Below are 24,426 nucleotides of genomic sequence, written 5' to 3' on the forward strand. Positions count from 1 at the left end.
AGGCATTTCTGAAATCAAACGACGCTCAGGGTTGAGGTGATGCGTCGAGAGGACGTATCTTCGAGCGCAGCATCTGGAAAATGCGCTCCGGCGTAACTGGCAGCGTTTCCACCGACACGCCGAGGTGAGAAAGCGCGTCCGAGACGGCGTTTGCGATCGCCGCCGGCGCGCCGATCGTGCCGCCTTCGCCCATGCCGCGAAAGCCGCCGATGTTGTTCGGCAGATCTGCTTCGATATGGACGATACCGATATCGGGAACGCTACTGGCAACAGGGACCAGATAGTCCGCAAAGCTCGCGGCAACTGCCTGCCCCTGGTCGTCGTGGACGATTTCCTCAAGTAGGGCAGCACCGATACCTTGGGCCACGGCGCCTTGGACCTGTCCGTCCACGATCATCGGATTGATGATCTTGCCGCAATCCTCGGCCACGACATAACGCAGGATTTTCACGCTGTAGGTTTCCGGATCGACCTCGACCATCGCAAGATGCGTCGAGGAGCAGGCGGTTCCGAGATAGGGATCGTAGGTTTCAGAAGCCGTAAGATCCTCACGCTGGTCTCTTGGAATACGCCCCATCTGCGTATAGACCGCAGTAGCGATTTCCTTAATTGTCATGGTCAGGTTTGAGTTTCTGCTTGTAACGATGCCATCATGTATGTCGAGGTCCTCGACACTCTGCTCCATCAGGTAGGCGGCAGCGCGCAAGACCTTGGCTTTCACATTGCGAGCTGCAAGCGTGGCGGCGCCGCCGCCCAGGACCGCCGAACGGCTGGCATAGGTTCCACTGGACATAGGAACCAGAGAACTATCTCCATGCTTGATCTCAATATCCTCGAGCTTGCAGCCGAGCTCGTCAACAATGACTTGCGCCAGTGTCGTCTCAAGCCCCTGTCCGTGCGAGGAGATGCCGAATGCCGCGGTAATCGCGCCGGTGGCGTCGATTTCGATCTTCGAGGTTTCCGTTCCTGTGTTGATCGGCATCCCGGGCGCCACTGAGATACGCGAGCCGATGCCGGTCAACTCGGCATAGCTCGCCAGACCGATTCCGATCCATCGACCCTCTTTCCTGGCTTTGTCTGTTTCGCGCAGGAGAGCGGGGTAATCCACATGATCGCAGGCTCCTTGGAGGCATTCCTGGAAGGCTGACTTGTCCCAGATAATACCGGAAGCAGTGCGATAAGGAAATTCTTCGGCCCGAACGAGGTTCTTGCGGCGGAACTCGACCGGATCCATGCCGAGCTTGCGCGCCGCCATCTCGATAAGCCTTTCCATCGCGAAGGTCGAGGACGGGCGGCCAACACCACGATAAGGACCCGTTGGTGGTTTTGGTGTGAGGACACCCTGGATCCGGCCTCGGTAATGCTCCATCCGATAAGGCCCGGGCAGGAAGCTGACGACCTGCACCGTCTCCAGTGCAGCGGTCCACGGGTAGATCGAGTAGGCTCCGACATCGCCGATCACGTCTGCACGCAGACCGATCAGCATGCCGTCCTTGGTTACCGCCAGCTCGGCCTCGATCAGTTCGTCGAAGGCCTGACTGGTCGCGGAAAGATCTTCCAGCCGATCGCTGATGTACTTGATTGGCCGCTTCAGCTTTCGAGCCAGCGCGCAGACAAGAATTTCTTCGCCATAGAGCGACCCCTTGCCGCCGAAGCTGCCTCCCACATCGGGGGCGACGACGCGCATGCGTGTTCCTGGGAGGTCGAGGCACCCCGAAAGCACATCGCGGATCACGCCTGGAATATTGGAGGATGTGTAAAGCGTGAGCGATTGTTTCCGGCTGTCCCATTCGGCGAGATAGGACCGGTTCTCCATGGCAGCGGCGGTCTTGCGCGTCATCCGGAACCTGCCTTTCACGGTGACGGCTGCATCCTCGAACGCCGCGTCGACGTCGCCACGCTTGAACTCGCGGCGGATGATGGTGTTAGTGCCGGCCTCCTCATGCAGGAGGGGTGCATCGTCCTTGGCCGCATCGACCTGTCTGATAGCGAAGGGCAGTGGCTCGTACTTGATACTGATATGTTCAAGCGCGTCTTCCGCCGCGTACCGGCTTTCGGCCACAATGGCGACGACCGGCTCGCCTACAAATCGAACCTTTCCGCGTGCGAGCGGCCATATGGGGGTGGCGTAGTAACCGGGCATGCGCGAGGCCGGAATGGCCGGTTTGATCTCTCCTTCCAGATCGCTCGCGTCATAGATCGCGACGACGCCGGGCACCGAGAACGCATCGCCGACATCGATGTTCAGGATTCGGGCATGTGGCTGGTCGGAGCGCCGCAATGCGATATGCAACATCCCGGCCGGCGCCATGTCATCGACATACTGACCAACACCCGTCAGCAGACGTGGATCTTCGGTGCGCTTGACCCGCTTGCCGACAAGTTTGGGCCGCAGCTCGACGGAGTGGTCCTGATGGATCATTCGTAGAACTCCACACCCTTTCGCAACCCTTGCCACTGCGTGTCGTCGTGGCCGGAAATGATGGTAGCTCCCCGCTCCTGAAGAGCTTTCAGGCGAGCGAGTGCCTCTGCAGCCAGCTCAATGTTCCAGGTATTCTTTGGAGCGATACCAGTGTCGATGTTGTCCTGGAGCGGCGCAGCATCCGAAGCGAGTATGAAGGAACCATCTTTTTCAAAATCGACACGGGCGACGGTCATTCCGGGGGTATGGCCCGGCATGGGCAGTAACACGATGCGCCCGTCGCCAAAGACGTCATACTCCGCATTGAAGGTCTGGAAACCCTGCGGCTGGTCCCATTCTCCTCGGAGATAGCCAAGATTTTCTGCACCATTTGCCGTTGCGGCCTGCGTCTCCGCCTCGTGGCAGAGGATCGTCGCGCGCCGAAAGTATGTGTTGCAGCCGCAATGATCGGGATGGAGATGTGAACAGATCACAACATCTATGTCCTCGGGATCGATAGCAAGGGTCTTCAACTGATGAACGACCGTCTGCTCAGGTGAAAAGATCGGGGTCATGACCTTGCTCAATCCACCCCATCGCGCGTCTGGATCGATGGCGGCCTCCGGATTGCATCCGCTATCGAACAGCACGTTGCCTCGGGGATGGCGCATCAGGGTGGCGTGAACCGGTAACTCGATCGCTTCTTCCTTCGGCGCCCCGGGGATGTAGATGGACCGGCGCATGCGTAGCCGGCCGCCTTCAAGAAAATGCATCTTCATTCTAGAGGTCCTCTCTCCTTGGCCAATTCGCGGACGGCATTGACGATGTTTTCATAGCCGGTACAGCGACAGATGTTTCCTGAGAGCGCTTCCCTGATCTCCTCATCTGTTTCCAGCGGGTGGTGGCGAAGAAGGTCGGTGATCGCCATAATGAAACCTGGCGTGCAGAAGCCGCATTGCAGACCATGATGCTCGCGGAACGCTTCTTGGATTCGTCCGAGTTTATCGACGCTTCCCTGGCCTTCGATGGTTTCGATTTCGCTCCCGTCTGCCTGCACTGCAAGCGTCAGACAGGAGCGTGCGCTCCTTCCGTCGAGAATGACGGTGCAGGCACCGCAAACGCCATGTTCGCACCCGATATGGGTTCCGGTCAGGCAAAGATCCTGGCGCAGGAAGTCGCTCAGCAGCGTTCGTGCTTCGATCGTGCGCGTCATATACGCTCCGTTGACGCTGACGGTGATCGTCTTCTCACTCATTATGCTTGAAGCCTTTCGTCTTCGCGCGGCTCCAGGCGGCGCGAAGGGCCCGTTTGGCGAGAACGCCCGAGAGATGCCTGCGGTAATCTGCAGAGGCATGGATATCCGTGTTAGGCATGAGGATTCCAGCCAGGCGATCCGCCACCATATCGAGAACCGGCTCGGAAACATCCGTCCCCTCGATGATGCCCTCGATCTCTTCAAGCCGCAGCGGGGTTTCACCAACGCCCATCATGCCAACGCGAACGTCAGACGCCATGCCATCTACACAATGCAGCGTCGTCGCAAAGCAAGCGAGTGCGAAGTCCCCGTGGCGTTTTGCAAACTCCTCAAATCCCCATCCGGCATCCGGTCTCATCGCGTCGAGCTCGACGCGAATTACAAACTCGTCCGGTTCCAGCGAGTTGACCAGCGATCCGACAAAAAATTCGGCTGCAGGTATTTCGCGTCTACCGCGCTGAGAGTAGGCGATGACCGTCCCACCGAGAAACCGTGTCATCATCGGCATCTCGGTCGCTGGATCCGCATGCGCGACGCTGCCGCAGAACGTGCCGCGGTTGCGTACGGTCATATGAGCGACGTGATGCATCGCCTCATGCACGATTGGCAAGTGTTGGCGGATGATCGCGTCTGCCGCGGTCATGTGGTGGCGTACTGTCGCGCCGATCCTCACCCGATCTCCGTGTAGTTCGATCCGATCAAGGCCCGCCACCCGGTTGATGTCGATGAGGATGGTCGGTTTTACCAGCCGAAAATTGATCATCGGCATGAGGCTCTGGCCCCCGGCGATGATCTTGCCCTCTCCCTCAGCTGCCGCAAGCGCTGCGGCAACCTCATCGATCGTGGTGGGCGCGATGTAGTCAAACTGTGCGGGCTTCATGTCGTCTGCGACCTCACCTGCGAAACTAACTTCCTCGACACGTTTTGTTCCTCCCGCATGGCGGTTCAACGCGAAGCTCGAATTTTCACTTGCATTATTAGACTTAAGATAGGAATGTCAAGCTATGTGATTTCGCCGTCAAAGGCGGCTACATCCAATTATCAGGTGAGGAGATGTACGCATGGAAATGTCAGGACAGCAGTTAATTCCGGCGACGAGGGAAGACGTATGGGCCGCACTCAACGACGCTGACGTGCTCAGAGTTTGCATACCTGGGTGTCAGGAACTGACAAAGTCTTCAGATACTGAAATGACCGCCGTTGCGGTTATGAAGGTCGGTCCGGTAAAAGCGCGCTTCCAAGGAGCGGTAACGCTCTCCGAACTTGATCCGCCTAACGGGTACAGAATTACTGGTGAGGGGCAGGGCGGCGTCGCAGGTTTTGCGAAGGGCGTCGCGACCGTGAAACTGGAACCGTCTGACAGCGGCACCGTACTTGTCTATACCGTCGATGCGCAGATCGGTGGCAAGCTGTCGCAGCTTGGTGGCAGGCTGATTGATGTTACTGCGAAAAAGATGGCGGGCCAATTCTTCAAGCGGTTCGCGGAGGAGATCCAGGCGCGGCAGAACGCGGCTGTTGACCCAGGCAGGTTGACCCCGCCGAAATCCGAAGCTGTCTCCCAGAAGGACGGAAGGTCTATTGGCACAGATCGCGCGCGGATAGAGGCAGCCTTTAGTCCCGGGCCGTCGCCCGCGGTTGCAGTCGCGCGCGCGGGTCCTTCGATGCCAGTCCTAGCGTTGGTGGTGTTCGTGTCCGTGTTGGCTGCGTTGTGGGCGGTCTATGGCGGCCTGCTTCCCAGCCTTCTACCGGCAGGTGATGACCGCGGTCGAATGTCTCCGGATCTGGCAAGCGCCGTGCAGTTGATAATGGCTGCGGCGATTGGCTACCTCTTTGGCGCCCAAGCTCGATAACAAGAACCGGAAGTCTGGCATAACAAGGCCGGAACGATAGTTCTGGCCTTTTACTTGTACAAGAAGACTTAATGTATCACTTGCTCCGACGATCGACGAAGAGCTTGAGTTCGCCAAAAACGCCACGCCGGAACATCATCACGCAGATCACGAAAACCAGGCCGATGATGAAGGTGATAGGCAGGCCGCTGGTCGACAAGAAGTGCTCCAGGCCAACGACCAGGGTCGAACCCACGATCGGACCGATCAGCGTTCCCATGCCCCCAAGCAGCGTCATCAGAATGACTTCGCCGGACATATGCCAGGTGACATCAACCAAAGAGGCAAGCTGGAAAGCGATCGCCTTCATCGACCCAGCGAAGCCCGACAGCGCAGCAGACAAGGTAAAGACGATGAGCTTGTAACGGTCTGGCTTGAGGCCAAGCGAGGTCACGCGGGTCTCGTTTTCACGGATTGCTGAAAGGGTGTGGCCGAAGGGCGAATTGACCGCCCGCCAGATGATCACGAGGCCGATGAGCGTACCGCCGAGCACGGTGTAGTACATGGCCGTGATGTTTCGCAAATCCAACATGCCGAGCAGGTAGCCACGCGGCACAGCCTGAATGCCGTCCTCTCCGCCGGTAAACGGCATCTGCACGGCCATGAAATAGACGAGTTGTGCAAGGGCTAGCGTGATCATTGCAAAATAGATCCCGTGCCGCCGGATGGATAGCGCGCCGAACACGAGGCCAAGCACGGCCGCAAATGCGGTTCCGGAAAGCACGGCCAGTTCGAAGGGCAAGTGCCAGATTTTTGCGGCGTGAGCCGCGATATAGGCGCCGCCACCGAAAAATGCCGCGTGGCCAAAGGAGAGTAAGCCTGCGTAGCCGAGCGCCAGATTGAATGCCGCTGCGAAAAGCACGAAGCACAGAATCTTGATTAGGAATAGCGGATACGTCACCAGCGGGGCGATAAGCAGGATCGCAACGACCGCGACCAAGACGAGAAAACATGCTGGTCTAGCAAATCCGCGTGCGGCAGCGGGACTGGACAGAGTGAGACCGTTCATATTCACGCCTCGCGACTAAACAGGCCTACCGGCCGGATGAGAATGACCAGCACCATGACTACGAAGACCGCGATCGAGGATGCTGCGGGATAGAAGGTCTTGGTGAGGCCCTCGATGATGCCGAGGCCGAGGGCCGTCAGGATGGCGCCACCGATCGATCCCATGCCGCCTATAACGACCACGGCGAAGACAACGATGATGATGCTGGAGCCCATGCCGGGGCTTACCTGGTAAAGCGGCGCTGCAAGGGCCCCCGCAAAGCCGGCAAGGCCGACGCAGAAGGCGTAGGTCAGGGTGAGCATCAGGGGCACGTTGATCCCGAAAGCTTGGACCAGGGCGGGGTTCTCGGTGGCGGCCCGCAGGTAGGCGCCGAGCTTCGTGCGCTCGATGGCAAGCCAAGTCAGGATGCAGATGGCAAGCGAAACCACGATGACCCACGCGCGGTACATCGGGAGAAACATGAAGCCGAGATTGATGCCGCCGGTCAACGCCGTAGGAACGGGATAGGGCTTGCCTGCCGCGCCGAAAACATGGCGGAACAGCCCTTCCAGCATCAGCGCGATGCCGAAGGTGAGGAGAAGGCTGTAGAGGTGATCCATCCGATAGAGCCGCTTCAGCAACAGCCGTTCGACGACGACACCGAAAATGCCGACCACGATGGGAGCGGCAATCAGAGTTCCCCAATATCCAAGCCCCAGGCGGGAAAGAAGATACCAGGCAACGAAGCCACCAAGCATATAGAACGCACCGTGTGCAAAGTTGATCACGTTGAGCATGCCGAAGATGATCGCAAGACCGAGGCTCAGCAGCGCGTAGAACGAGCCGTTGATCAAGCCAAGCAGTAATTGGCCGAGAAGGACGGGCAGCGGCACCCCGAGAAAATCAGTCATCGGATTTTACCTGTTTTATGATGCGCTTCACCGTCACACCCCCAGATACCGGTTCAGCCGGTCCATGTTGGCGTCAAGCGCGCTATTGGAGATTTCGTCGACGACCTTGCCCTGATCGAGCACGAAGTGGCGATCGGCAACCGACGCTGCGAAGCGCAGATTCTGTTCAACCAGAATGATCGTCATGCCGCGGTCCTTGAGAATGCGCAACGCGGCGCCGATCTCCTCGATGATCACGGGGGCAATACCTTCCGTCGGCTCGTCGAGGAGGATGAAATCGGCTCCGGTGCGCAAAATCCGGCCGATCGCCAGCATCTGCTGCTCGCCGCCTGAAAGACGCGTTCCGGGCGTGCTGTCGCGCCCCTTCAAGTTCGGAAAGAGGGTGTAGATCTCGTCCACGCTCATTCCTCCCGATTGCCAGGCGGGCGGAAACATGAGGTTTTCGATGACGTTCAACTTCGAGAAGATTCCGCGCTCCTCCGGGACGTAGCCGATGCCAAGGCGAGCGACCTTGTGGGCCGGGACCTTCAGGAGGTCGGTGCCCTGATAGGTGCTCGCGCCGGTACGTTTGCCGACGACGCCGATCAGGCTTCGCAGTGTAGTTGTCTTGCCGGCGCCATTGCGGCCGATCAGGGTGACGACCTCGCCTCTTCTGACATTGAAGTTAACGCCGTGCAGAACATGACTCTCGCCGTACCAGGCTTCGAGATTGCTGACGTTCAAGAGTGTAGGTTCAGCCATGGGTGCCTCCGATGTAGGCTTTGCGAACTTCGGTATTGGTCGAAACCTCTGAATAGGTTCCCTCCGCAATCACCTCGCCACGGCGGAGCACCGTGATCATGTCGGATAGGTCCGCAACGACGCCGAGATTGTGTTCAACCATCAGTACGGTACGGCCCTTGCCGACGTGTCGGATCAGCGATGCCGTTCTGCCAATGTCTTCCGTTCCCATGCCGGCCATCGGTTCGTCGAGCAGCAGAACTTCCGGTTCCAGCGCCAGCGTAGTTGCCAATTCAAGGGCGCGCTTGCGTCCGTAGGACAGTTCGCTGGCCTTCGTCCGCGCCTTTTCGGCAAGACCGACGCTTTCGAGAAGCGCCAGCGCCTCCTCGTCGAAGCGCTTCAGACACCGGTTGGACCTCCAGAACGAGAACGTCTCACGCTCGCGGGCCTGAAGCGCCACCCGCACATTTTCGCGCGCGCTCAGGTGCGGAAACACAGACGAGATCTGGAACGAGCGGACGAGGCCAAGCCGCGCGATGTCGGCAGGCGCCATGTCAGTAATATCGCGGCCCTTGAAGAAGATTTGCCCCGAGCTCGGGGAAAGGAACTTGGTCAGCAGGTTGAACAGCGTGCTCTTGCCGGCTCCGTTAGGGCCGATCAGCGCGTGGATCTGTCCCCGCCTGATCCGGATATCGACGTTGTTCACGGCGACGAAGCCGCCGAACGAGCGCGTCAAATTGCGCGCCTCGATTATAGGTGCGTTCTCCGGCACGGATCCTCCCTATCTGCTCAATTTCCTCCAGTGGCGTCAGACGATGACTGCCACGCGCCTCTCCTCGCAAAAGGCAGTTTCAGAAAAACACACAAAGTCTAATAATGCAAGCTTGCATAACGGCGAAAATTCTGTCTATCTTACCACGGCACCCTACGGTGGCGGATCATATGTCGGCGTCTCGTTGATAATAAGTATGATAGCGCAAGTTTGTTCAAAGCGCTCGCGGAGGAGCTGCAGCGCCGGATCTGGGAGGATGGAATGTTGAAGCGTCTACGAATTTTGCTGTCTTGCGCCGGGGCTATCGGCGCCATGTGCGTTCAGGTCCAGGCCCAAGATTCAGGGCCGATCCGGATCGGCGTCCTGACCGACGTTAGCGGCCAGTTCTCGCACGAGGCCGGCGAGGGCGCGATTGCCGCCGTCAAGATGGCGGTCGAGGATTTCGGCGGCAAGGTCCTCGACCGTCCGCTGGAGGTCGTCGTCGCCGACCATCAGAATAAGCCGGAGGTGGCCGTGGCCACGGCCCGCGAATGGTATGGCTCGCAGGGCGTGACGATGATCAACAACCTGATCAATTCGGGCATAGCTCTGGCTGTCACGCAGGTTGCCAAGGATGAGGATAAGATCGCCATCGTCAACGGTTCCGGTTCGTCACGCCTGACGAACGACGGCTGCACGCCGAACAGCATTCACTACTCATATGATACCTATGCGCTCGCCAACGGCACCGCCAACGAACTGATCCGGGAAGGCAAGAAGAACTGGTACTTCCTAACTGCCGACTACGCCTTCGGCCACGCGCTCGAGGCGGATGCAAGCCAGATCGTCAAGGCAAACGGCGGAACCGTTTCCGGCGCCGTCCGCTATCCGATCGAGACTGCCGACCACAGTGCCTTCATGCTGCAGGCGCAGGCATCGCCCGCCGATGTCGTAGCCATGGCCGGTTCCGGTACAACCTTCGTTAATGCGGTCAAATCCGCCGCTGAATTCGGGCTTGCCTCGTCAGGCAAGACAGTTGCCGGCCTGCTTGTCTGGGATACGGACGTCCACTCGCTCGGGCTCGAAACGGCGCAGGGCATGATCCTGACAAATGCCTTCTACTGGGATCGCGACGACGAGACCCGGGCTTTCGCCAAGAAGTTCGAGGCGCGCGTCGGTCGTCCGCCGCATATGGGCGACGCAGGGGACTACTCCTCGACCATGCACTACCTGCAGGCCGTCAAGGCCGCCGGCACGACGGACACCAAGAAGGTTATGGCTAGTATGAAGGAGACGCCGATCAACGATTTCTTCGCAAAGGGCGGCAAGATCCGCGAGGACGGCCGGATGGTGCATGACATGTACGTTTACCAGGTAAAGACGCCGGCCGAATCCAAGAGCGAATGGGACCTGTTGAAGCTTGTCACGACCATTCCCGGCGACAAGGCGTTCCGCCCGCTTTCCGAGAGCCAATGCCCTCTGGTCAAGAACTGAACGAAATGGAGTGCCCGGCTTTCTTGCGCCGGGCACGCCCACCGCGATGGCATGGGCCCGCTAGTCCGGGGTCAGCAGGGAAGAGAAGAGCAGAAATGAGTGATATTCTAGTGGAGAAATCCGACGGTATAGCCATCGTCACACTGAATCGACCCATGCAGCGCAACGCTGTGACCTTTTCGATGTGGTGCGAGCTCGCGGAGCTATTTCGTCAGTTCGACGGTGATACGGATATTCGCGCTATTCTGCTGATGGGTGCGGGAAGCGATTTTTCTGCCGGCGCTGATATCAGCGAGTTCGAGACGGTCCGGGGGGGAGTGGAGGAAAGTACACGCTACGAGGTCGCCGTTGATGCGGCGGGTGACGCCATCTACGAGGTCTCCAAGCCCACGGTTGCGGTTGTGCGCGGTTATTGCCTGGGTGGTGCTGCGCATCTTGCCATGTCCTGCGATTTTCGGATTGCGGAAGAGAGTGCCACCTTCGGCATTCCCGCCGCCCGCCTGTCGATCGTCTATGGCGTCTCCGCGACCCGCAAACTGTTTTCGCTCGTCGGCGTCAGCGAGGCAAAACGAATTCTATACTCGGCAAGTCGATTCACTGCGCGCGACGCGCTTGCCACCGGTTTCATCGACGAGCTTGCAGCGGATGCGCACGCGGCTGCTCTGGAACGCGCCAATGCCATGGCCGCCAACGCTCCCCTGACGATTAGGGGTGCCAAGTTCATCCTCAACGGCTGTACTCGGGGGGATCTCGACCGTGTCGAGGCGGAAAGACTGATCGACAAGGCGAGTTCAAGTCACGACTACGCCGAAGGACGCAAGGCGTTCGGCGAGAAGCGCTCGCCGCGGTTTCTGGGCCGATAACGGTTTTGGCCTCATTCACCAATTCGCTGCGAAGGCAGCAATTCAAGTATCAAGGAGACAATGCAATGGAGACCAATCTCAAGGGCAAGGTGGCGTTGGTCACGGGCGGTGGCCGGGATGTCGGAGGCGATATCGCACGCGCTCTCGCTGCCGAAGGCGCCGTCGTCGCGGTGAACTACAGCCGTTCCAGGGATGAAGCTGAGGCCGTTGTCACATCCATCGAGGCGTGCGGCGGAAAGGCAAAAGCCTACCAGGCCGACATCAGCGACAATGCCCAGGTCAAGGCGATGATCGCCGCCGTCACGGCGGACTTTGGCACGGTCGACATTCTCGTCAACAATGCCGGTTACGTGAAGTACCAGCGGTTCGTGGACTCGACCCCGCAAGACTGGAAGCAGCAGATCGACGTGTGTCTCTACGGCGCGATCAATTGTTGCCATGAGGTGGCGCCGCTGATGATCGCGCAGAACTCCGGCCGCATCATCAATCTCGTCGGCGACAGCTCCCGCATCGGCGAAGCCAACCTTGCACTTGCCGCCGCCGCGCGCGGCGGTACGATTGCGCTCGGCAAGTCGCTGGCCCGGGAATTCGGCCGCAACAACGTCACCGTCAACACGGTCTCGCTCGGCCTGATCGAGACCTCCCATTCGGACCCGGAATTCCTCGAGAAGAACCGCGAGAAGATCGTCAAGGCTTATCCGTTGCGCCGTATCGGCAGGCCCGAGGATATCGCCCCAATGGTCACCTTCCTCGCTTCCGAGCCATCGTCCTGGGTGACGGGCCAGGTCATCAGTGTCAACGGCGGCTTTTGCATGGTCTAACGGGAGGATTGGGAGGAGCCAAGATGATACGTTACGATTTGATCGCGCCCGTCGGCGAAATCCTTCGGCGGAATGCGCGCCTTTATCCTGAAAAAATGGCGTTCGAGGACAGGATGCGTTCGGTCTCCTATCCGCAGCTCGATGCGGAGACTGAAGCCCTGGCCTCCCACCTCGTCGCTGGTGGCCTTCGGAAGGGGCAGGCCGTCGCGATATTCCTGCCGAATTCCGTCAACTGGGTAGTCGCCTGCCTCGCCGTCGTGCGCGCAGGCGGCATCTGCGTCCCGGCAAGTATCGAATCCACCGAAGCCGAGCTTGCATACCGTATCACCGACGCCGGGTGCGCGGTGCTCCTTGCGTTGCCGGACAAACGGACGATGGCGGACGCGGTCTTGTCGCGGCTCGACAGGCCTGTCCTCGTGATTGATGCGGACCCGGCCTTCGGATTTTCAGCGATGGAGCGGCGGCAGTCGTCCGGTTTCGAGGACGACCGGGATGTCGATCGGCCGGCCTATATCGTCTACACGTCGGGAACGACCGGCCGGCCCAAGGGCGTGCTTCTTTCGACACGATCCATGCTGTGGGTGACGGCCGCCTGCTGGGCGCCGATCGCGGGGATGAACGAGAACGACGTCGTCCTCAATACGCTTCCGCTCTATCATTCCTATGCGCTCAACATCGCGGTCCTCTCCATCATCGCGCTTGGCGCCAGCGAATACATCATGGAGAAATTCTCGACCACGCAGGCGACCGAACTGCTACGGTCGGGACGCTTCACATTCATGCCCGGCGTGCCGACCGTCTTCCACTATTTCCTCTCCGCATGCCAAACAAGCGGCGAGAAACTGCTGTCGTCGGTTAGGCTTTGTGTGTCGGCGGGTGCTATCCTTCCCGGCACTCTAAACAATGACTTCGAGGAATTCTTCGGCGTCGCCCTGCTCGACGGCTACGGCATTACCGAGACTTCCACGATGGTGACCATGAACTGGCCCGGCCGCTGGCGCGTGTCAGGTTCCTGCGGCCTTCCGCTTCCCGGGGTCACAGTCCGGCTGGTCGATCCTAAAACCGGCCTCGACGTTCCGGTCGGCAGCGAGGGCGAGCTGATCTGCAAGGGGCCGAACCTCATGCAGGGTTATCACAACAAACCACAGGAGACCCAGAAAGCCGTCGTCGACGGCTGGTATCGCACAGGCGATCTCGCCAAGGCCGATGCGAACGGTTTCCTGACGATCACCGGCCGCCTGAAGGAGTTGATCATTCGCGGCGGGCAGAACATCGCGCCAGCCGAGGTCGAGGAGACGATCCTGCTCGATCACGCCGTCATAGACTGCGCCGTCATCGGCATGCCCCATACGATGCTCGGCGAGGTTCCGGTAGCCTGTGTCGTTCTCAAGGATGCCAAGGCTTTCGATCAGGCAGCCCTCCTTACCCACTGCAAGGAGCGCCTGTCTGCCTACAAGGTCCCCGATCGCATCTACATCGTAAACGAAATACCTCGGACGGGATCCGGCAAGATCCTGCGCGTGAAGCTGCGCGACAGCCTGCCCGTCGCGTGAGGGAAGTGACAGAGGAGATTTGCATGAACCCTTTCATATTCACCACAACGCCGCAGATCGTTTTCCGGCCGGGTGCAGCCGCCGGGATCGGCGACATCGCCAGGAAGAAGCTGGGTGAGCGCGTTCTGTTCGTGACCGACGCCGGTCTGCGCAGGCTCGGGCTTTGCGATCCGGCTCTGGCCTCGCTTGCAGCCTCGGGTATCGAGGTGACGGTGTTCGACAGTGTCGAAGCCGATCCGTCTCTCGCGACCGTGATGGCGGCATCGGACATGGCGAGGCCAGCGGGTGTTACCGGCATTATCGGTTTCGGCGGCGGGTCTTCGCTTGACGTTGCCAAGGTCGTGGCTCTTCTCTGCGGATCGGGCGAGGATATCGACGAGGCCTGGGGTGTCGGCAACGCGAAGGGGCCTCGCCTGCCTCTGGTGCTTGTGCCGACCACTGCCGGGACCGGATCCGAGGTCACGTCGGTTTCGATCATCACCGTCGGCGGAGACGAGAAGCGCGGCGTATCGTCGCCGATCATCCTGCCCGATATCGCGATTCTCGATGCTGATCTGACGATCGGCCTTCCCGCCCATATCACGGCGGCTACCGGCATCGACGCCATGGTGCACGCGATCGAGTCCTATGCCTCGAAAAGCGCCAACAACAATCCGCTTTCGAAGATGCTGGCGCGCCAGGCGCTTCAGCTGCTGGGCGCGAATATCGAGAAGGCTGTGTTCGACGGTCAAGACCGCGCCGCGCGCGGTGCGATGCTGCTTGGGTCGATGCTTGCCGGGCAGGCCTTTGCGAATTCGCCAGTCGCCGCCGTGCATGCGCTGGCATATCCGATCGGTGGGACCTTCCATATCCCCCACGGCCTATCCAACGCATTGGTTCTTCCGCATGTTCTGCGGTTCAACGCACCCGATGCCGCATCGGTTTACGCGGAAATCGCCGCCGATGCATTTCCGGATCTTGTGTCAGAACGGGAGGATGAGGGACGCTGCGCCGCCTTCATCGAGAGGCTCGCCGGACTGTCGGAAAAGTTCGGGCTTCAGTCACGGCTTCGCGACGTCGGCATCGGCGAGGAGCATCTTGCGGTCATGGCGCGCGACGCGATGAAGCAGACGCGCCTCCTCGTCAACAACCCCCGCGAGGTGAGCGAGAGGGATGCGCTCTCGATATACAGGGCGGCCTGGTAATGGCGAAGCGCGAAACTCCCTCACGACGCTCTGATTACAAGGTGTTCCGCACGACCGGCCTGCGCTGGTCGGACAACGACACCTACGGGCACATGAACAATGTGGTGCATTACAGCCTGTTCGATACGGCGGTGAATGCCTTTCTCATCGAAAACGGCGTGCTCGACATCAAGGGCGGCGCCGAGGTGTTTCTCGTCGTGGAGACGGGCTGCCGCTACCATGCCGAGATGACCTTTCCCGATCAGGTGACGGCAGGCATTCGAGTGGCGAGGCTAGGCAGTTCGTCGGTTCGCTACGAGATCGGCCTGTTCCGTAACGACGAAGACGTCGCCGCGGCCGAAGGTTTCTTCATCCATGTCAACGTCCACCGCCTGTCGCGCCGACCGGTTCCGTTCGGCGGGAAAGCCAGGGAACTGCTTGAGCCGCTTCTGGTCGAAGCGTGATTGCGTTCAATAAGGATAACCCGATGGCAGTTCCCACTCTCAAAGATCCCTCGCTGCTGCGCAGCCAGTGCTTCATCGGCGGGGAATGGCGCGACGCCGACAACGGTCGAGTTATCGACGTCACCAATCCTGCTGACGGTTCCGTTGTTGCAAGCGTTCCCCGAATGGGGGCCGGTGAAACGCAGCGCGCCATAGAGAGTGCCGAACAAGCGCAGTCCGGATGGAAGGCGCTTTCCGGAAAGCAACGCGCTGCCGTTCTGCGGAAATGGTTCGAGCTTCTGATCGAGAACCAGGACGACCTTGCCGCCATCATGACGGCCGAGCAGGGCAAGCCACTTCCTGAGGCCCGGGGCGAGATCGCCTATGCGGCATCCTACATCGAATGGTTTGGCGAAGAGGCCAAGCGTGTCTATGGCGACACGATTCCGGCTCCGACGTCCGACAGGCGCATTGTCGTCATCAAACAGCCGATCGGGGTTTGCGCGGCGATCACGCCATGGAATTTCCCGGCAGCGATGATCACTCGGAAAGTCGGGCCAGCTCTGGCGGCAGGCTGCACCATGATCATCAAGCCGGCTAGCCAGACGCCACTTTCTGCGCTTGCTCTTTGTGTTCTGGCGGAACGTGCAGGCGTGCCGAAGGGCGTGCTTTCCTGCGTGACGGGGTCGGCCGGTGAAATCGGCGCCGAACTGACGTCCAACCCTGCCGTTCGCAAGCTCAGCTTCACCGGTTCGACGGAAATTGGCAAGGTCCTGATGGTCCAGTGCGCGGCAACCGTGAAGCGGACCTCGATGGAGCTTGGCGGAAACGCGCCCTTCATCGTCTTCGACGACGCGGACGTGGGGGCCGCCGTTAAAGGCGCAATCGCCTCGAAATACCGCAACGCCGGCCAGACTTGTGTCTGCGCCAACCGTTTTCTCGTCCAGAGCGGCATATACGACACGTTCGCGGCTCAGCTATCGGACGCGGTATCCCAATTGAGGGTGGGGAATGGATTTGCGTCCGATGTGCAGATCGGCCCGCTGATCGACGAGAAGGCGGTCGCAAAGGTCGAGGAGCTTGTGTCGGATGCCATCAGCCAGGGCGGCAGAGTGGTTGTGGGCGGCGGCCGGCATGCGCTAGGCCACAGCTTTTACCAGCCGACGGTGATCGCCGACGTCTCGCCGGAATCCCAGATCTTCGGCGAGGAGATTTTCGGGCCGGTCGCGCCGATTTTCCGTTTTGAAACTGAAAGCGAGGCAATTCAGCGTGCCAACAAAACTCAATTCGGGCTTGCCGCTTATTTCTACGGCTGTGACATTTCCAGGATCTGGCGGGTCGCAGAGGCGCTTGAGGCCGGCATCGTCGGCATCAACGAAGGAATGATCTCGACCGAGGTCGCGCCGTTCGGTGGCGTGAAGGAAAGCGGAAACGGTCGCGAGGGGTCCAAGTACGGAATGGCTGACTATCTCGAGATCAAATATCTGTGCATGGGGGTCTGAAGAATGACGAGACTTGTTTTCATTGGCCCGCCCGGCGCTGGGAAAGGGACCCAGGCGGAACGGCTTATACGTGAGCGAGGCTTGCTGCACATCTCGACCGGTGATCTGCTTCGCAACGCGATCAAGGCACAAAGCGCACTCGGCGTTCAGGCGAAAGCCGCCGTCGATTCGGGCAGACTGGTGCCGGACGAGGTCGTCATAGGTCTCGTGGAAGAAGGCCTTGAAAATGCTGTCGGCAGGGCTGGCTACATCCTCGATGGTTTTCCGCGGACGGTCGCACAGGCGAGCGCACTAGAGGCACATCTTGCCGAGAAAAATCTGCCCCTGGACCACGTGATGCTCTTCGACATTCCTCTCGAACTGCTTGAAGCTCGCATCAAGTCGCGGTCGGAGCAGTCACTGGAGGCTGGAGGAAGCAGCCGCTCAGATGACAATCCGGAGGTCTTAAAGCGAAGGGTAGAGGAGTTTATCCGCGCAACGGCGCAGTTGTCGCCATTTTACGAGCAACGCGGACTTCTGCGCCGGATCGACGCAAGGCAGGACGTCGAGGCGGTCGCTGCGGCCATTGCTTCGACCATAGGCGGGTGAGCGTCTCGGAGGGAAATGTGACCTATCGCTGGAGGAAGCCATGGCGGCGCGGGACCCGATGACGGACCCTGTCGTCCCCGCGATAGGCCTCTCGACAGACGAGCCTCTTGAAATTTTGCGTTATGCTCACGCCTCGGTCGAGGCGGGGATAGCGACCGCCCTGGTGACCTTGGTCGAGATTCACGGCGGCTCGGCACGCCCGCTCGGCTCGCAAATGGTCGTCAGGGCGGATGGACTCTATTGCGGCTTCGTTTCTGGCGGTTGTACAGAGAACGCCGTTGCAGCAGAAGCATTGGAGGCCTTGCAAAACGGGCATGATCGCTTCCTGCGGCTCGGCGAAGGGTCGCGGTTTTTTGATATCGTTCTTCCCTGCGGAGGAGGGATCAATCTCGCTATCCACCGGCTGCGGAGCGTCAAAGAATTGGAGGAGGTGATCGGTGAACTAGAGCTAAGACGGGGAACAGCTCTCAGATATGGTCCCGCCTCGGAGCGACTATCCGTCGACCGTCGGTTCCGTGGTGTGTCGCAGTGGGATCGTGAAGATTTCGTCATCGCCTACCAACCGACTACCAGACTGCTCGTTTTTGGCCGTTCGATCGAAGCGACGGCAACGGCAGACGTCGCGCGCGCCGCCCGCATCGACATTCATCTCGTCGACGGCCAGATGACGGCCAGTTCTTTAAAGTCGTTGATCGATCCATTTACCGCGGTCGCATTGCTCTATCACGACCTTGACCGGGAGATACCGCACTTGCGGCTCGTGCTCGACAGCCGGGCCTTTTATATCGGAGCTTTGGGAAGTTTGCGCACACACGGTAGGCGGATCAAGGCTCTGGCGGACGACGGCTATAGCGAGGCCGATATCGACCGGATCAAAGCTCCGATCGGAATTTTCGGGAAAGCCAAGAGTGCGTCTTCTCTGGCATTGTCGATCGTCGCAGACGTCGTGGCGGCGAGAATGTCTGCAAAATTCCAGACATGAAATACGGTCGCCCCAGCGAGATGTTACCTGAAGAAGGACGCGCCGACGTGCTATGCGACCGGTCGTAACAGGCTTGAGCGAGCCGACTTCGGCGCAGCGCTCTGTTCACAGCGCGCTCACGGAGCCCGAATAAGGTCACCGCTTTAGGGGTCACGAACCCCTCGGCTCTCGATAATACCCTCCATGGCTTGCGCCGTCTCAGAGTCTGACGAAGCCTTCATCCACCACTGTGTTCCTGGGCGGGTGCTTCTACGCGCCGGCTCTGCGCGTCTCGTAGGAGGAGGTCCGGTTTCCCCTGTTGGTTCGGCCGATTCGGCGAGGGGAGGGTTGGCGGAGAAGAAGCACACCGGAAACGATGCTGCATCTAGTTCTCTAGTGTAATCAATTGCGCTAATGAACTTGATTTGGCTGCAGTTGGTACGTGGAAAGACCTCAGCGAGTGCCAAAAATATTCCCAAAGACAAATTCACCATCCCCACTCACCGCATAGTGGTGCTACTTGACTCACTTTTGATCGTCACCTCGGCGCCATTGACATTTGTGGCCGCCTTTCAAAAGTTCCGATTGCCCAACGAGCAAATTTTCCAAGATAGCTTGCACTATTGAACTTTGTGGTCTAGCTTCTCTTGGCGCTCGACGAGCCTGACAGTCAGGCGAAATCCAAAAGGGGAGGAGAGTTCTGCGCGTTTCGCCTGAGGTGGCGATGGGCAGGTTGCCCGTCTTGTGGGCGAAAAGCGTCATATTCTCATCACGGCGAGGGGGTCGTGCGTGTGAATGACATTATGTTTGCAACTGGGAGAGAGGCGACATGTTCGAATGCACATCGGCCGTCGTAAGAGGCAAATCGCAGCCGTTCGAAATTACAAAACTGGAGCTCGAAGATCCGCGACCCGATGAGGTTGTGATCGAAGTCGTCGGAGTTGGCGTATGTCACACCGACATAGTTGTTCGAGACCAATATTACCCGACACCGTTGCCTGCTGTCCTTGGACACGAAGGTGCGGGCGTTGTGCTCAAGGTCGGGTCCGCCGTAACTAAAGTGGTGCCCGGCGATCACGTGGTGCTAGCATTTGGTTCATGTGGCAAGTGTGAGAACTGCCAAAAAGGTGAGGCGGGCTACTGCCTCGAATTCTTCGGTTATAATTTTGGCGGCGGCCGGAGTGACGGTTCGACGCCTTACCACTGCTGCAACGGAGAGCGCGTCAGCGGTTGTTTCTTCCGCCAGTCTTCGTTCGGCACGCATGCACTTGCTACGGAGCGCAACGTCGTCAAGATCGATAAGGGTGTTCCGTTGGAAATCATGGGCCCTTTGGGGTGTGGCATCTCAACGGGCGCCGGCACGGTTATGAATGCGCTTCGCCCTGTTGCCGGGACAAGCATCGCAATATTTGGGGCCGGCTCCGTTGGTCTCGCCGCCGTTATGGCTGCCAAAGTTGTTGGCTGCACGACGATCGTAGCCGTCGATATAAATGATGGGCGGCTCCAATTGGCGAAGGAGCTGGGAGCAACCCATGTGATCAACGGCCGGACCGGCGATGTCGTAAAAGCCATCCAAGAATTGACTGGCGGACTCGGTGTCCAATACTCACTCGAGTGCACTTCTATCCCAGCAGTTTTCCGACAGGCCGTAGATTGCTTACGACTAACGGGAGTTTGCGCCCTGGTCGGAGCCGCTGCTCTGGGCACGGAAGTGACGTTTGACATGAACAGCATTCTTTTTGGGCGCACCATTCGCGGGGTGATTGAAGGAGAAAGTGTACCTGACACCTTCATTCCTCAGCTCATCGAGTTGTGGAAGCAGGGACGATTCCCGTTCGACAAGCTTATCGAGTTCTATGACCTCGACGAAATCAACGAAGCTTGTGCTGCCTCGGAGAGCGGCAAAGTACTGAAGCCTGTTCTGCGCCCGCGGAAGTCCGCCTGATTCCTACTTCATTGAATAGGAGCGAAGCCTATGAATTTTGACAGTGATTATACAATGACGATCGGCGGCGTGGCCGTTTCCGCCAACAAGACCGCAGCTGTGCTCAACCCGGCGACCGAGGAGATCATCGCCCAGGTACCCTCTGCAGGCCGCGAAGAACTCGACGCGGCAGTCGTAGCGGCCCGCGCGGCATTTCCCGGATGGAGCAACAGGCCACCAGCCGAACGCCAGGCACTTGTGGCGGCGATTGGCGAGAGGCTAGAACAGCACAAGGAGGAGCTTATGCGCCTTCTAACTCGCGAACAAGGCAAGCCTCGTTCGGGAGCCGAATGGGAATTAACTGGCGCAATTATCTGGTGCCGCGAGATTGCTAAGCAAGAATTGCCTGTTCACATCGCCGAGGATTCGGCGGAACGCACCGTCGAAACGCGGCACGTTCCAATCGGGGTGGTTGGAGCGATCACACCGTGGAACTACCCCATTCTTTTGGCCATCTGGAAGGTACTACCCGCACTTCTTGCCGGTAACACCATCATCGTAAAACCATCACCATACACACCACTCGCCACGCTCAAGATCGGTGAGATGATGCGTGATGTCTTGCCTCCAGGAGTTCTCAACGTCGTATCCGGCGGAAATGAACTCGGGCAATTAATGACCAATCATCCCGACATCGGCAAAATCTCCTTCACAGGCTCCACCCAAACCGGCAAGCGCATCATGGAAAGCGCAGCCGGAACGTTGAAACGCATCACCTTGGAACTGGGCGGCAACGATGCAGCGATTGTTTTGCCGGATGTCGATCCTAAGGTGGTTGCCAAGGAAATATTCTGGGCGGCTTTTCAAAATAGCGCACAGCTTTGCGTTGCGGCGAAGAGACTATTTGTTCACGCCGACATTTATGACGCGTTGAGTCACGAACTGGTTGAGTATGCCAAGACGGTGAAGCTTGGAGACGGATCAGAGCAGGGCGTCGATCTCGGCCCGATTCAAAATAAAATGCAGTTCGAGAAAGTGAAAGATCTTCTTGCCGATGCTCGCGATAAGGGACTCAAGTTTCTGCTCGGCGGCGATGTACCGGAAGGCAAGGGTTATTTCGTGCCCGTTGCAATAGTCGACAATCCCCCCGATGATGCGCGGGTGGTCGTAGAGGAGGCATTTGGCCCCGTATTGCCATTGCTCAAGTTCTCGGATCTGGACGATGTGGTTGTGCGTGCCAACGACACAATCTACGGGCTCGGAGGGTCAGTTTGGTCGGCCGACCCCTCCGCTGCTCGCAAGATTGCCGAGCGGTTAGAATGTGGAACCATTTGGATCAACGAGATCCATGCCTTTTCACCGCACGCTACTTTCTCAGGGCACAAGCAGTCCGGTATTGGTGTGGAGAATGCGATCCAAGGGCTCTTGGAATTCACCAACGCACAAACGATCGTGACGAAGAAGATAGCGACGGTAGCGTGAGATTCGTCCACCCACAGCATTTGTGTTAACCGCTCGGCGTTAGCAAAATAGGATTTATACCGTCACGTGAGCCGCCCGCCCGCGTGACGGCCAATTCCATAGGGCGGGTGTGATGTGGCGGTCGAACATCAACTGCGGTAGTTTTCACGCGACATTGTCGGTGCCTGCCGTAATCCCACGAATACTCACCGCGACTGGGCAACGAGCCTAGCTCTCTGTCTTTCAAAGCATGCTTAACGCGGAGGATAGTGATCGCAACAGCTCCCACAACTATCGGAACAGCAACGAGCATAATCACCGGGTCGTTATGGAACCCAGCGTGGTCTGCTGTCTCATATATAAATTTCAGCAAGCTCAGCAGATAATAGCTGATTGCGATGATCGAAAAGCCTTCGACCGCGCGCTCGATCTTAACCTGCTCAACGATCGCGGGACCGTCGAAATAAATGGACGGTCGAGCGTAAAGCTCGGAGTTAAAATCTGCGTCTCTGGTTTGCATGCAGCTGGACTGGAGACACGCGGTGCTGGGACGGATGTCGTTGGGGAAGCTTCTTCTTCTGCGCCCTTAGAAGTCACGTTCATCTTCCCCATTTCCAAAAGCACATGAATTGGCGATCCTATATGAAGCGGATGCAATCAACTTGAAAGCCCCCGCGGGTGTAAAGGATTCTTTGATCCGGAAGTCCTCACTTCAAAAGGTCGCAGTACGCTCAGGCTTCTTACAAAAGGCTTCGTCGCGCCAATTCTCCCCTCTGAGCACGCTTCATTTCTATCTGGTCCGCGAAAAGCCTCTCAGTCACTTGGAAAGATTGAGCAAGGTGGTCCTCTGCTCGGCGGTGAGCGGCCGGACCTCGTGGTTCTGCAAGAGCAAAAAGAGCTTCGCCGTTTCCTCCAACTCCTCAGTCGCGTACTGGGCGTCCTTTAGGGACTTGCCCGCGACGACCGGTCCATGGTTTGCCATCAACACCGCATGATGGTTCGCGGCGGCGGCTCCCACCGCCGCCGCCAGCGCTTCGTCGCCGGGAGGAAAATACGGCACGAGCGGCAGAAAGCCGATACGCATGACATAGTAGGCGGTCAGGGGCGGCAGAACGTCGCGCTCGTTGACCTGCTTCAGCAAGCTGACGGCAACCGAATAGGTTGAATGCAGGTGGACGACGGCTCGGCGATCGTCCTTGCCGCAATACATGCACTTGTGGAGGAACGCCTCCTTGGTGGGCTTGTCACCTCCGACATGCACACCTTCCGCCGAAAAGCAGGGGAGCCGCGCTGGATCGAGGGCGCCCAGCGAGGCGTTGGTCGGCGTCATCAGAATGCGACCGCCCGACAGCCGGACGCTGATGTTGCCGGTCGATCCTGCGGTCAGCCCGCGGTCGAAGAGCGAGCGGCCGACCTCGACCATCTCGTCGCGTACCTTCGTCTCTTCGGATATGGAGCCCATCATCGTAGCCGGTCCCAAGCGTCCATGAAGAAGTCCCGTTCGCCGAAGTTGCCCGACTTCAACGCGAGCGACAGAGGTCGCCCCTGGCTCTTTGCGTGTACCCACGGAACTCCGGGGGCGATTTCGTTGCCAATCGAGAGCTGGTCGACGCCGAGCGACTTCACCACCGCTCCCGACGTCTCGCCGCCGGCGACGATGAGTTCGCTCACACCCTTCTCGACGAGCCTTCGCGCGATTGAGGAGAGGGCGGCCTCGACCATCTCGCCAGACTGCGCGACGCCCAGCTTGCGTTGGTTTTCCTTCACCTCGTCAGGCAGAGCCGTCGCATAGATGAGAACAGGCTTGCGGCCCAGCCGAGAAGACGCCCACTCGAGGGCCTCGCCGACGACGTCGCCTCCCTCCGCCAGCTTCGAGACGTCGACGCGAAATCCCTCGTGGTCGGCGAGCATCGTCTCTACCTGTCCGTTGGTAGCGACCGAGCAGCTACCGGAGACGACGGCCCTGTAGCCTTCGTCCAAGTCAGTCGTAACGGCAGCGTCGCGACTGTTCCCGCCGGCAAGAAGAACGCGCGCCAGACCATATGCAAGGCCCGACGCCCCGGTGAATAGCACGAGATGCTTGAACGCCTGGGCAATCTCGACAAGGTCCTCGTCAGCCAGGGCGTCGACGACGACAATACGCGTGCCGTCGCCGTGAATGGGGGCGGCCCATTCCGCGATGGCGGAAGCCCCGTGCTTCACCGTCTCGTAATAGCATCCGGTGATTTCGGCCCGCGACTGCGGCCCGAGCACCCGTAGCAGGTTCGCGTCTATCATCGGCGTCAGCGGATGATTGCGCATGCCGGACTCGTCCAGCGGCACGTCGCCGACGAACAGGTTGCCCTTGTAAACCGTCCGGCCGTTGGCCGGAAACGCGGGGCAGGCGATCGTTATGGATTGGCCAAGCTCCGCAAGCATCGCGTCGGCGACCGGGCCGATGTTGCCCTTCGCCGTGGAATCGAACGTCGAGCAATACTTGAAGTAGTACTTTTGCGCGCCACGGCCACGCAGCCATCGCAGCGCGACCAGGGACTCCTCGACCGCCATTTGCGGAGGTGTCGTTCGAGTCTTGAGGGCGACAACGATTACGTCGGCGTCAATGTCCCGGTCGTCTTCAGGAACGCCGATCAGCACCGTCGTTTTGAGGCCGGCGCGCGCGAAGATGTTCGCGACGTCGGTCGCTCCCGTGAAATCGTCGGCCACGCAGCCGACCAGCAACTTTCCGGCGGCCACCATGG

The 24,426-nt window shown here is 59.3% G+C and carries 22 protein-coding genes and 1 pseudogene; 12 read left to right on the forward strand and 11 right to left on the reverse strand.

Annotated elements, in window-relative coordinates:
• Window positions 1–25: 25 nt before the first annotated feature.
• The 4 genes from A3AY_RS0127015 to A3AY_RS0127030 are packed head-to-tail and all read right to left on the reverse strand — an operon-like array spanning window position 26 to window position 4,536.
• Complete coding sequence (locus A3AY_RS0127015) at window positions 26–2,422, reverse strand: xanthine dehydrogenase family protein molybdopterin-binding subunit (RefSeq protein WP_018328800.1); 2,397 nt, start codon at window positions 2,420–2,422, stop codon at window positions 26–28.
• Window positions 2,419–3,180, reverse strand: coding sequence for an N-acyl homoserine lactonase family protein (locus tag A3AY_RS0127020; RefSeq protein WP_018328801.1), 762 nt, complete (start codon window positions 3,178–3,180; stop codon window positions 2,419–2,421). Before A3AY_RS0127020 ends, A3AY_RS0127015 begins: the two co-directional genes overlap by 4 nt.
• The gene (locus A3AY_RS0127025) at window positions 3,177–3,656 is read right to left on the reverse strand and encodes a (2Fe-2S)-binding protein (RefSeq protein ID WP_018328802.1); all 480 of its coding nucleotides are present in this window, start codon (window positions 3,654–3,656) and stop codon (window positions 3,177–3,179) included. Before A3AY_RS0127025 ends, A3AY_RS0127020 begins: the two co-directional genes overlap by 4 nt.
• Window positions 3,649–4,536: an FAD binding domain-containing protein gene (locus A3AY_RS0127030; RefSeq protein WP_018328803.1), complete on the reverse strand. Its 888-nt coding sequence runs from the start codon at window positions 4,534–4,536 to the stop codon at window positions 3,649–3,651. Before A3AY_RS0127030 ends, A3AY_RS0127025 begins: the two co-directional genes overlap by 8 nt.
• A 181-nt stretch (window positions 4,537–4,717) precedes the next feature.
• Here A3AY_RS0127030 and A3AY_RS0127035 point away from each other — a divergent pair, with 181 nt between their 5' ends.
• Complete coding sequence (locus tag A3AY_RS0127035; RefSeq protein ID WP_018328804.1) at window positions 4,718–5,506, forward strand: SRPBCC family protein; 789 nt, start codon at window positions 4,718–4,720, stop codon at window positions 5,504–5,506.
• A gap of 76 nt (window positions 5,507–5,582) precedes the next feature.
• Here the strand turns inward: A3AY_RS0127035 and A3AY_RS0127040 are convergent, their stop codons facing one another.
• Genes A3AY_RS0127040 through A3AY_RS0127055 form a run of 4 tightly spaced genes read right to left on the reverse strand, consistent with a single transcriptional unit; the run spans window position 5,583 to window position 8,936 of the window.
• Entirely contained in the window at window positions 5,583–6,554 is a 972-nt protein-coding gene (locus A3AY_RS0127040) for a branched-chain amino acid ABC transporter permease (RefSeq protein WP_026203868.1), read from the reverse strand.
• Window positions 6,555–6,556: 2 nt separating this feature from the next.
• On the reverse strand, window positions 6,557–7,444 hold the full coding sequence (locus A3AY_RS0127045) for a branched-chain amino acid ABC transporter permease (RefSeq protein WP_018328806.1): 888 nt from the start codon (window positions 7,442–7,444) through the stop codon (window positions 6,557–6,559).
• A gap of 33 nt (window positions 7,445–7,477) precedes the next feature.
• Window positions 7,478–8,185 carry an ABC transporter ATP-binding protein gene (locus tag A3AY_RS0127050; protein WP_018328807.1) on the reverse strand — a complete coding sequence of 236 codons (708 nt, stop codon included), beginning with the start codon at window positions 8,183–8,185 and terminating at the stop codon, window positions 7,478–7,480.
• Window positions 8,178–8,936, reverse strand: coding sequence for an ABC transporter ATP-binding protein (locus A3AY_RS0127055; protein WP_018328808.1), 759 nt, complete (start codon window positions 8,934–8,936; stop codon window positions 8,178–8,180). The genes A3AY_RS0127050 and A3AY_RS0127055 overlap by 8 nt, the downstream gene beginning before the upstream one ends.
• A gap of 261 nt (window positions 8,937–9,197) precedes the next feature.
• On the opposite strand from A3AY_RS0127055, the gene A3AY_RS0127060 reads away from it, so the two are divergent.
• From A3AY_RS0127060 to A3AY_RS0127115, 11 genes are all read left to right on the forward strand, one after another.
• The gene (locus tag A3AY_RS0127060; protein WP_420830253.1) at window positions 9,198–10,409 is read left to right on the forward strand and encodes an ABC transporter substrate-binding protein; all 1,212 of its coding nucleotides are present in this window, start codon (window positions 9,198–9,200) and stop codon (window positions 10,407–10,409) included.
• A gap of 95 nt (window positions 10,410–10,504) precedes the next feature.
• Window positions 10,505–11,272, forward strand: a complete 768-nt coding sequence (locus A3AY_RS0127065) for an enoyl-CoA hydratase-related protein (RefSeq protein ID WP_026203870.1) — start codon at window positions 10,505–10,507, stop codon at window positions 11,270–11,272.
• Between the two features lie 65 nt (window positions 11,273–11,337).
• The gene (locus A3AY_RS0127070) at window positions 11,338–12,093 is read left to right on the forward strand and encodes an SDR family NAD(P)-dependent oxidoreductase (RefSeq protein ID WP_018328811.1); all 756 of its coding nucleotides are present in this window, start codon (window positions 11,338–11,340) and stop codon (window positions 12,091–12,093) included.
• 23 nt (window positions 12,094–12,116) lie between these two features.
• Window positions 12,117–13,646, forward strand: coding sequence for a class I adenylate-forming enzyme family protein (locus A3AY_RS0127075; protein ID WP_018328812.1), 1,530 nt, complete (start codon window positions 12,117–12,119; stop codon window positions 13,644–13,646).
• Window positions 13,647–13,669: 23 nt separating this feature from the next.
• The gene (locus A3AY_RS0127080; protein ID WP_018328813.1) at window positions 13,670–14,830 is read left to right on the forward strand and encodes an iron-containing alcohol dehydrogenase; all 1,161 of its coding nucleotides are present in this window, start codon (window positions 13,670–13,672) and stop codon (window positions 14,828–14,830) included.
• Window positions 14,830–15,273, forward strand: coding sequence for an acyl-CoA thioesterase (locus tag A3AY_RS0127085; protein WP_018328814.1), 444 nt, complete (start codon window positions 14,830–14,832; stop codon window positions 15,271–15,273). The genes A3AY_RS0127080 and A3AY_RS0127085 overlap by 1 nt, the downstream gene beginning before the upstream one ends.
• A 23-nt stretch (window positions 15,274–15,296) precedes the next feature.
• On the forward strand, window positions 15,297–16,754 hold the full coding sequence (locus A3AY_RS0127090) for an NAD-dependent succinate-semialdehyde dehydrogenase (RefSeq protein WP_018328815.1): 1,458 nt from the start codon (window positions 15,297–15,299) through the stop codon (window positions 16,752–16,754).
• A 3-nt stretch (window positions 16,755–16,757) separates the two neighbouring features.
• Window positions 16,758–17,342 carry an adenylate kinase gene (locus A3AY_RS0127095; RefSeq protein ID WP_026203871.1) on the forward strand — a complete coding sequence of 195 codons (585 nt, stop codon included), beginning with the start codon at window positions 16,758–16,760 and terminating at the stop codon, window positions 17,340–17,342.
• Between the two features lie 40 nt (window positions 17,343–17,382).
• Window positions 17,383–18,324 (forward strand): XdhC family protein, encoded by a 942-nt coding sequence (locus tag A3AY_RS0127100; RefSeq protein ID WP_018328817.1) that lies wholly within the window; start codon window positions 17,383–17,385, stop codon window positions 18,322–18,324.
• Window positions 18,325–19,132: 808 nt separating this feature from the next.
• Window positions 19,133–20,248 carry an NAD(P)-dependent alcohol dehydrogenase gene (locus tag A3AY_RS0127110; protein WP_018328819.1) on the forward strand — a complete coding sequence of 372 codons (1,116 nt, stop codon included), beginning with the start codon at window positions 19,133–19,135 and terminating at the stop codon, window positions 20,246–20,248.
• Between the two features lie 30 nt (window positions 20,249–20,278).
• Window positions 20,279–21,709 carry an aldehyde dehydrogenase family protein gene (locus A3AY_RS0127115; RefSeq protein WP_018328820.1) on the forward strand — a complete coding sequence of 477 codons (1,431 nt, stop codon included), beginning with the start codon at window positions 20,279–20,281 and terminating at the stop codon, window positions 21,707–21,709.
• 220 nt (window positions 21,710–21,929) lie between these two features.
• Here A3AY_RS0127115 and A3AY_RS38310 read toward each other — a convergent pair.
• The 3 genes and pseudogenes from A3AY_RS38310 to otnK all read right to left on the reverse strand — a co-directional run.
• Window positions 21,930–22,127: pseudogene (locus A3AY_RS38310) on the reverse strand (DUF3422 family protein); the annotation flags it as partial.
• A 378-nt stretch (window positions 22,128–22,505) separates the two neighbouring features.
• A complete protein-coding gene (otnC, locus tag A3AY_RS0127125; RefSeq protein WP_026203872.1) occupies window positions 22,506–23,153 on the reverse strand; it encodes a 3-oxo-tetronate 4-phosphate decarboxylase in 648 nt (215 codons plus the stop codon).
• Complete coding sequence (otnK, locus tag A3AY_RS0127130; protein WP_018328823.1) at window positions 23,150–24,424, reverse strand: 3-oxo-tetronate kinase; 1,275 nt, start codon at window positions 24,422–24,424, stop codon at window positions 23,150–23,152. Before otnK ends, otnC begins: the two co-directional genes overlap by 4 nt.
• Window positions 24,425–24,426: the final 2 nt, after the last annotated feature.

It is taken from the genome of Rhizobium giardinii bv. giardinii H152, from assembly GCF_000379605.1.
Classification (GTDB): domain Bacteria; phylum Pseudomonadota; class Alphaproteobacteria; order Rhizobiales; family Rhizobiaceae; genus Pararhizobium; species Pararhizobium giardinii.